Source organism: Collimonas fungivorans, assembly GCF_028292705.1.
Classification (GTDB): Bacteria; Pseudomonadota; Gammaproteobacteria; order Burkholderiales; family Burkholderiaceae_D; genus Collimonas; species Collimonas fungivorans_B.
On record NZ_JAQGLV010000124.1, the window covers coordinates 1 to 8,411 of the forward strand.

The 8,411-nt window shown below is 60.4% G+C and carries 9 protein-coding genes and 1 pseudogene; 5 read left to right on the forward strand and 5 right to left on the reverse strand.

The window, feature by feature from the left end; genetic code table 11:
- Positions 1 to 168 (forward strand): annotated as a pseudogene (locus tag JWQ61_RS05950) (DUF308 domain-containing protein); the annotation flags it as partial.
- A gap of 6 nt (positions 169 to 174) precedes the next feature.
- On the opposite strand, the gene JWQ61_RS05955 reads toward JWQ61_RS05950, so the two are convergent.
- Positions 175 to 669, reverse strand: a complete 495-nt coding sequence (locus tag JWQ61_RS05955; protein ID WP_304359711.1) for a DinB family protein — start codon at positions 667 to 669, stop codon at positions 175 to 177.
- 96 nt (positions 670 to 765) lie between these two features.
- Complete coding sequence (locus tag JWQ61_RS05960; protein ID WP_304359712.1) at positions 766 to 1,536, reverse strand: slipin family protein; 771 nt, start codon at positions 1,534 to 1,536, stop codon at positions 766 to 768.
- Positions 1,537 to 1,761: 225 nt separating this feature from the next.
- Between JWQ61_RS05960 and JWQ61_RS05965 the strand changes: the two genes are divergently transcribed.
- A complete protein-coding gene (locus tag JWQ61_RS05965; RefSeq protein ID WP_304359713.1) occupies positions 1,762 to 2,580 on the forward strand; it encodes a DUF5829 family protein in 819 nt (272 codons plus the stop codon).
- Between the two features lie 62 nt (positions 2,581 to 2,642).
- Positions 2,643 to 3,008 (forward strand): glyoxalase superfamily protein, encoded by a 366-nt coding sequence (locus JWQ61_RS05970; protein WP_304359714.1) that lies wholly within the window; start codon positions 2,643 to 2,645, stop codon positions 3,006 to 3,008.
- Between the two features lie 11 nt (positions 3,009 to 3,019).
- Here the strand turns inward: JWQ61_RS05970 and JWQ61_RS05975 are convergent, their stop codons facing one another.
- From JWQ61_RS05975 to JWQ61_RS05985, 3 genes are all read right to left on the reverse strand, one after another.
- Positions 3,020 to 3,649, reverse strand: a complete 630-nt coding sequence (locus tag JWQ61_RS05975; protein ID WP_304359715.1) for a 2OG-Fe(II) oxygenase — start codon at positions 3,647 to 3,649, stop codon at positions 3,020 to 3,022.
- 145 nt (positions 3,650 to 3,794) lie between these two features.
- The gene (locus JWQ61_RS05980; RefSeq protein ID WP_304359716.1) at positions 3,795 to 4,481 is read right to left on the reverse strand and encodes a Fe2+-dependent dioxygenase; all 687 of its coding nucleotides are present in this window, start codon (positions 4,479 to 4,481) and stop codon (positions 3,795 to 3,797) included.
- 16 nt (positions 4,482 to 4,497) lie between these two features.
- Positions 4,498 to 6,729, reverse strand: coding sequence for a TonB-dependent siderophore receptor (locus JWQ61_RS05985; protein ID WP_304359717.1), 2,232 nt, complete (start codon positions 6,727 to 6,729; stop codon positions 4,498 to 4,500).
- A 413-nt stretch (positions 6,730 to 7,142) separates the two neighbouring features.
- Here JWQ61_RS05985 and dkgB point away from each other — a divergent pair, with 413 nt between their 5' ends.
- Together dkgB and JWQ61_RS05995 are read left to right on the forward strand one after the other, a co-directional pair.
- Positions 7,143 to 7,952, forward strand: a complete 810-nt coding sequence (gene dkgB / locus JWQ61_RS05990) for a 2,5-didehydrogluconate reductase DkgB (RefSeq protein ID WP_304359718.1) — start codon at positions 7,143 to 7,145, stop codon at positions 7,950 to 7,952.
- A gap of 3 nt (positions 7,953 to 7,955) precedes the next feature.
- Positions 7,956 to 8,411, forward strand: a 456-nt coding sequence (locus JWQ61_RS05995) for an LLM class flavin-dependent oxidoreductase (protein ID WP_304359719.1), incomplete at its 3' end; no start/stop codon positions are given.

An 8,411-nucleotide genomic window follows, 5' to 3' on the forward strand; every position in this document is an offset into this window, starting at 1 on the left:
GATTACGCGCGCGCCATGAGCATGCTGGCGGACCCGAGGCCGTTCGGCTGGCTGAAGATGGCGCGCCTGGCGCTGCGCACCATGTCGCGTTCGCGCCGCACCTGGCGCCAGGAACATGCAATGGCCAGGCAGCCGATGGCGGACAGCGAAGAAAAAATTACCTCCTGAAACCGTTCATACCCGGCTTGCCTCTATCTTGCCGAGCAGCCATTGCAGGCCGGCCAGGTGCTGCTGGTCATGGCTGCACAGATAGTGCGCCAGGCTGCGCAGCGTCAGCGGGCCGTATCCCTCGAATTCGGCGCTGCGCCTGAACTGTTCCTGGTCCAGTCCTGACAGCAGTTCGACGGTCTGGGCGCGCGCCGCGCGGAACGACATGAAAACTTCAGCCGGATCGGCGGCGGCGTAATTGCGTTCCTTGGCAAGAATGTCGCTGTCGATCGACGCCAGCAGCGGATTGGTTTCATCCAGGGTGCGCCGGAAGCGCAAGTGATAGCCGTCGATTTCGATATCGCGCACATGGCAGATCTGTTCGATAGCGGTGAACGGTTCGCTTGGCACGCCTTCCCACGACGCTGGCGCCCAGTGCCGGAACTCGGCGGGAATGGCGGCATAGTGCGCTTCCAGCTGCGGCGGAAAAGCGGCGAGGGCGGCGATCGTGATGGTGTGCATTACTGGCGTGCCGTGAGGCGTGGGTTTGTGGGACAAGCAATTATATGGCAGCGCCGGAAATGCGTTGCGGCGCCGCCGTTTTTGCCATGCCGCCGGCTACAGAGTCTTTTTTTTGTCACCCAGGAATGACGACAGCAAGTCCATCGGCAGCGGAAATACCACCGTGGTGTTCTTGTCGGCGCCGATCACCGTCAGCGTTTCCAGGTAGCGCAGCAGGATTGCCTGCGGCTCTTGCGCCAGCACGTGGGCGGCCTGGTAGAGTTTTTCCGAAGCCTGCAGCTCGCCCTCGGCATGGATCACCTTGGCGCGCCGTTCGCGTTCCGCCTCGGCCTGGCGGGCGATGGCGCGTATCATCGATTCGGTCAGGTCAACCTGCTTGATTTCGACGTTGGACACCTTGATGCCCCAGGAATCGGTCTGCGCATCGAGCGCCTGCTGGATCGCGAGGTTCAGCTTTTCACGCTCGGCCAGCATGTCGTCCAGCTGGTGCTTGCCCAGCACCGAGCGCAGCATGGTTTGCGACAGCTGGCTGGTGGCGTTGAAAAAATTGGCGACTTCGACGATGGCTTTCCTGGGATCGACCACGCGGAAATACACCACGGCGTTGACCCGCACCGAGACGTTGTCGCGCGAGATGACATCTTGCGTCGGCACCTCCAGCACGACGGTGCGCAGGTCGACCCTGACCAGCTGCTGGATTGCCGGCACCAGCAGCACCAGCCCCGGCCCCCTGACGCCGGAAAACCGTCCGAGGGTGAACACTACGCAGCGTTCGTATTCCCGAAAAATGTAAATTGCCGCGTTAAGCAGGATGAGCAGGACGAAGATGATTGCGGCCAGTCCGAACCAGGCGAAATTCCAGGGCATTTTGTGCCTCCTTCCTTGTCGAGGATGGCCTGCCGCGCGTTGCGCAAGCTGGCGGTAAGCTAGCTTGAGCAGACACTGTGCAGGTCATTTAATCAGTATAGGCGACCGCGCTGCACTTAGACATCTCCACTAATGGCTGGGTATGCTAAATTGCTGTTTCTTAAATTACAACAAGCTGGCTTCGGTTCTGCGCGAAAGCTGGCCTGCCAACATTGCTGACTGTCCATGAACCATACATCGGTACATTTGAATCGCGTCATCATCCATGTCGATGAGGCAACCAGATCGGCCATCATGCAATCGGCTTTCCTGAAAAACGAATTTGCGGCGTTTGAGACGGGCACCATCGCCATTGAGGACGGCGGCGGCTGGAGCGGCCTGTATATCGACGGTGAACGTACCTACATCGAGATATTCGGTCCATCGCAGGGTGCGGCTACGGGCGGTGCTGCCGGCATCTGCCTTGGCGTGGACCAAACAGGTGGTCTGGAGGACGCCTGCGTGGCTCTGTCGCGATCTGGCCGCGCTCACAGTCCCGATCTGGTAGGGCGGCAGCTTGACGGTCAGGAAATCCCGTGGTTCCGGTATGTCGACCTGGTCGATTCTGGCACCTCTTTTACGTCCAGCATCATGGAATACGACAAGGATTTTTTGAGGCGCAGTCGGCCCGGGCCGAACGCCGGACTAGATTGCATCAGCCGCCAGCAATATAACGCCGCGCGTTTCCAGCCGGAGCGCTATCTCAAGGACATCAGCGAAGTGACATTGGCTCTTGCGCCGGTTGATCTTGCGCTGTTTGGCAGCCACCTGGAGACGCTTGGTTATGTCGAAACATCGGTAGGCGAGGCCAGGACTTTTTGCGGGCAGGAGGTCATATTTCACCTGATGCAAAGCACTGCTTCGGTCAAGGGCGTGGTTGCACTCAGGCTGAGTCTGCTGAAGAAAAAGGATGGCGAGACTGTTTACCGTTTTGGTCCTGGCTCGGTATTGCATTTCGATGCCGAGTTCGGGGCCTCCTGGTTTTTCGGCCCGGCCTCGGGATAAAACGGTATTGCCCATATCCGCTTTTAATCCAAACCACGCTAACTGCGATCAAGAGAAAAGTCATGCACATATATAACGCCATCCCCATCGTCCGCATATTTTCGGAATCCAAGGCCAAAGAATTCTATCTGGATTTTCTTGGCTTTACCCTGGAATGGGAACATCGCTTCGAGGAAAATTTTCCTTTATATGCCGAGATAAAGCGCGGCGACCTGACGATACACCTGAGCGAACATCATGGCGATGCGACGCCGGGTTCGACCATGTTTGTGCCGGTGCGGGATATCGACTCCTTGCAGCGCGAGCTGCTGGCAAAGAACTACACTTATGCGAAGCCGGGCGTTGAGGATTTACCCTGGGGCCGCAACATGGAGGTCACGGATCCTTTCGGTAACCGGATCCGTTTTTGCGAGATTTCAACCGAATAAACGGATCTGCATCAGACCGGCCGTCGCCGGAACCATCCGGCGAGAGACATGCGCTCGCGTGTCGCCGGCAGGACTTCGTGCAGCATGTCCGCCGACAGGAACAGCACCAGGCGGCTGCCCACAGGGGCGATGTCCTCCGTGGATTTTCCCAGCGGATGCAGGCGCAAGGCGCCGCCTTGTTCCGGCAGCCAGTCCTGGTTGAGGTAAATGACTACCGAGACGGTGCGGCAGTCGTCGTCGCGGAAACGGTCGAGGTGGGCCTGGTAGCCGGCGCCCGGCGCATAAAACGCGAAGTGGCTTTCGTACTCGTCCAGCCCAAGGTAGAGCTCGCGGTTCAGCGCCACGCGCAAGCTCTCCATGATCTGCAGGTAGCGGTCGCACGCCAGCGATTGTCCGGCCTGCAGCCAAAGGATGCGGTCGCCGCGGATGTCCGCGCGCAGCACCTGCGCCGCGCCTTTGCCTACGCCGGCCGGATTCAATGCGCCGCTGGCTGCCAGCGCACGGCATTCCGCAGCCAGTTCCTGCGTCAGTTCAAGGGGTAAAAAAATGTTGTGCAGCGACCAGCCGTGCTCGGCCAGGCCGTCGGCCATGTGCGGCGGCAATGCCGCGCTGAAGTGCTCGGGGAAAGCAGGGGACTGCATCGCTACCACTCTTTGCTGGAACGTGCTTTAACTGCAGATCGTCAATATTCCAGGAGCGCTGTTTTAACGATGCCGCCAAACGAAGCCGCGCAAGCGGATTGTGGGGCTAACCGGTCCATCATAACACCGCGGCGGAGGCCGGTCCTCAGGTCTCGCTCCATTGCCGCATCAGGTTGTGATAGCAGCCGATCAGGGTGCGGCGCGCCTGTTCGTCGGCATTGGTCTGGTTCAGTTTCTGGATGGCGTTGTCCATGTCGAACAGCATGCTGCGGCGGGCATCGTCGCGCACCAGGCTTTGCACCCAGAAGAAACAGGCGCTGCGCACGCCGCGTGTGATCGGCGTGACCTGGTGCAGGCTGGTGGCCGGATAAATCACCATGTCGCCGGCAGCCAGTTTGACCGAGTGCATGCCGTAGCTGTCTTCGATCTGCAGCTCGCCGCCGTCATACGATGCCGGATCCGACAAAAACAGCGTGGCCGAGATGTCGGTGCGCAGCTTGCGGCCGTCATGCGGATGGATGCGCACGCTGCCGTCGACGTGGGCGCCGAAAGTCATGCCTTCGCCGTAGCGGTTGAACATCGGCGGGTAGACGGTATTCGGCAGCGCCGCGCTGATAAAGCGCGGATGGCGCTCCAACGCCTGCAGGATGATCTGCTGGCATTGTTGCGCCACTTCCGAACGTTCATCGATCTGCTGGTTGAACTTGACTGCCGCTCCCTGGTAGCCGGCCGTGACGCGGCCATCGACCCATGCCGCACCGGCCTGGTCCAGCAACTGGCGCACGGCGTCCAGCTGCCGGGCGTCGAGCACTTCGGGAATGGCAATCAACATGGGCTCTTCCGTTTTTTTACATGCGATAGTTGACCGACAGCATGGCGGTGCGGCCGTTGCCTGGCACCGAACGGCCGCCGTCGGACTGGATCAACGCATCGTAATACATCTTGTTGGCCAGGTTGAACAGATTCAGGCGGATATCGTATTTCGGTTGCGTATACGCCACCGTTGCATCCCAGCGGGTATAACCGCCGGCCTGCACGGTATTGGTCGGGTTGGCGTAGCGCGCCGACATGTAGCTGGCGCCGCCGCCGACTTCCCAGTGCGGTGCGACCTTGTAGGTGGACCAGCTGGTCAGCGTGTTCTTCGGCGTGTTGACCGGGATCTTGCCCAGCGTGCCGTCGAGGCCGGAAGACTGGATCACCTTGGCGTCCAGGTAGGTGTAGCCGAGCGCGACCTGCCAGTCCTTGGTGATGTGACCGACGGCGCCGGCGCGCGCGCCGTTGACCCTGACCGTGCCGTCCAGTACATAGACGCCGGTGCTGACCTGGCTGCGCGCATTTTCCTTCTTGATCTGGAAAATGGCGGCGTTGAGCGACAGCTTGTCATTGAACACATCCCACTTGCCGCCCAGTTCGTAGGAGCGGTTCTTTTCAGGATCGAGGTTTTGCTGGCCGGTGGTGCCGGTCAGCTGTTCCAGCGACGGATTGAAGGAAGTGCCGTAGGACAGGTAGTAGGATTGCTCCGCGCTTGGCTGCCAGATGCTGCCCAAACGCACGCTGGTGAAGTTGATGGTTTGCTGGGCTGACGGCAGGGCGGTGTTCTTGGCGGCCGCAGGTGCGTTGGTCGAGTTCAGCGAGTTGGTGATGCTGGCGATATATCTGTCGAAGCGCAGGCCGCCGACCAGCTTGAATTCCGGCGTCAGCGTCATGGTGTCGTTGACATAGGTGGCGATGGTGTTGGCAGAACCGCCGGCACGGTTGCCGGCCTGGCTGGCGACATTGCTGCCGGCCGCGCTGTAGCTCGGGTTGACCAGCGGCACGCAGTCGGCATAACCGGCTACCGTCGAAGTCGGGTTCAGCGCCACGCCGTTGCAGCTGCCGTTGCGATAATAGCCCTGGTTGTCGTAACCGTCGTGGCCGAGTTCCAGGCCCAGCAGCAGCTCGTGCTTGATGCTGCCGGTGGCCAGTTTGGCCGACAGTTCGGTCTGGTTGAAAATCGAATAGTCGCGGATGTCGCGGTCATGGCTCTGGCCGCGCACGAATAGGCTGCTCAACGGCAAGTTGCTTGACGCATTGGTCAGCGGCGTGAAGACGCCGTTGGCAACCGTGCCTATGCCTTGCGGCGCAGTTTCGACTGCGCTGGTGCGCACATAGTTGAACTGCGTCTGGTTGCGCAGCACCACGTCCGGCGTGATCTTGTGCTTGATCGTGGTGTTCAGCGCCGCCACATCCTGGTTGGTGTGGTCGCTGTTGAGGCCGTAGGCGGTATCGCGGCCGACCGGCGCCGGATGGCCGTTGAGCGGCGGCAGGCCGTAGTCGGGCATGTCATGGTTGTGCTGGATCAGGGCCGACAAGGTGATTTCGGTCGGGGTGCCGATGCCGAACACGTAGGAGCCGGCCAGGCCGAAATCCTGCACGTCGGTCTGGTCGCGCGTGGTGGCCTTGCCGCTTTGCGCCATGGCCGACAGGCGCAATGCCGAAGTATCCGACAACGGGCGGTTGTAATCTGCCGTGGTGCGCACCAGGCCGTTGGTGGTGGCCGATGCCGAGACTTCGGTCGAGGCGTGCAGGTTGGCTTTCTTGGTCACCTGGTTGATCACGCCGCCGGTGGAGCCGCGGCCGAACAGCATCGACGACGGTCCCATCAGCACTTCGACTTCATCGATGGCGAACGTGTCGCGGTAGTACTGGCCGCGGTCGCGGAAGCCGTCCAGGTAGATGTCGGTACGCGCCGAAAAGCCGTTCAGGTTGATGTTGTTGCCGATCTGGCCGCCTTCCGCGCCGCCCAGGGTGATGCCGGCCACGTTGCGCAGGGCATCGGCGAGCGAGTTCGCGCCTTGCGACTGCATCAGCGCCTTGTTCACCACGACCACCGATTGCGGCACGTCATGCAGGTCGGCCGGCAATTTGGAGAGCGAAGTGGCATTGGCGTTGAAATCGCCGCGGCTGCCTTCCACCACGACTTCCTGCAGCACGGCAGGGCTGGCGTCTGTTTTGGGGCTTGGGGTTTGCTGAGCGTGCGAGGACAGGGGAGCGGCGAACACTGCGACCAGCGCAGCGGCAATCGGGTTAAGGCGGTTCATTGTTTTAGTTATCAAAGGTTTAGCTTCAGTAAATGAAGCAGAAATTTTGGCTGGCTAATACGGCTATCCCCGTTTCACTGGCTGGCAGGTATTGCTAATGAGAGTGATTGTGTAATCGATTCTTATTTAGTGTTATTTCGCGAGGCAATTATAAATGAGTCCCAACGTAAATTAATAGCCGGGAATTGTAAAAAGCACCTGATTGCAACAGTTTTCAGGCTTTTCATTGTTCTTTCAAGGGATATATCAAGACGATAATTGTTGATATGGGATCAAATATCATTTGAGCATATATGTATTTTTCGCAATAAAGAATGAGCGCACAGTATGTCTTTCGTTAATCGGCGTAGTGACAGGCCGCAATATGGACCGACCCCGTCGTCAGACCCCGTCGTCTCTTTCAAAGGAATTTCATGAATACCAGCATCCCTAACATCGGCCTCGGCACCTTCCGTCTGCAAGAGCAGGTGGTGATCGATTCGGTCCGCACCGGCATCGAAGTCGGTTACCGCCATATCGATACCGCGCAGATCTACGGCAACGAAGCCGAAGTCGGCCAGGCGATCGCCGACAGCGGCATCGCCCGCGACGAACTGTTCGTCACCACCAAGATCTGGATCGATAACCTGGCGCCCGGCAAGCTGGTCCCGAGCCTGAAGGAAAGCCTGCGCAAGCTGCGCCTGGAACAGCTGGACCTGACCCTGATCCACTGGCCGTCGCCCAAGGATGCGATCCCGGTGGCGGACTATATGGCGGCCCTGGCCGAAGCCAAGGCGGCAGGATTGACCAGGCTGACCGGCGTCTCCAATTTCACCAACGCCCAGCTGGCGCAAGCCATCGAGGCCGTCGGCGCCGCCGAGATCGCGACCCAGCAGGTCGAGATCCATCCGTTCCTGCAGAACCGCAAGGTGGTGGAGTTTGCCCGCAGCCAGGGCATCCATATCACCGCTTACATGCCGCTGGCCTACGGCAAGGTCATGCAGGAGCCGGTGATTGTGCGCATCGCTGAGCGCCATCAGGTCAATCCGGCGCAGATTGCCTTGGCCTGGGCGCTGCAGCAGGGTTTTGCCGTGATTCCGTCTTCCACCAAACGCGCCAACCTGGAAAACAACCTGAAGCTGCAAGGCATCGTGCTGACGGCGGAAGACATGGCGCAGATCGCTACCCTGGAGCGCAACGAGCGCCTGGCCAATCCGGAAGGCCTGGCTCCGGCCTGGGATTAAATCATGTCATCCGCTCTTTCTAGATTGGGCACCGGCGGTTTCAGCGTCGGCCTCGAACTGCCGCTGGACAACGACTGGTCGATGGCGGCACGCCAGGCCGGCAGCCCAAGGCTGCCGGGCGAACCGGACCTGCAGCGCCATGCCGAACTGGCAAAACTGGCCGACCGCCTGGGTTTCCGCGCGCTGTGGTTGCGCGACGTGCCGCTTTACGATCCGGCCTTCGGCGATGCGGCGCAGGTGTTCGAGGTGTTTACCTATCTCGGTTACCTGGCCGGCATCACTCGCAACATCCTGCTCGGCACTGCCGCGGTGGCCTTGCCTTTGCGCGAACCGCTGCTGACCATGAAGGCCGCCGCCAGCGTCGACCAGCTCAGCAACGGCCGTCTCTTGCTTGGCATAGCCAGCGGCGACCGGCCGGTTGAATATCCGCTGTTCGGCCGGGATTTCGCCGGCCGCGGC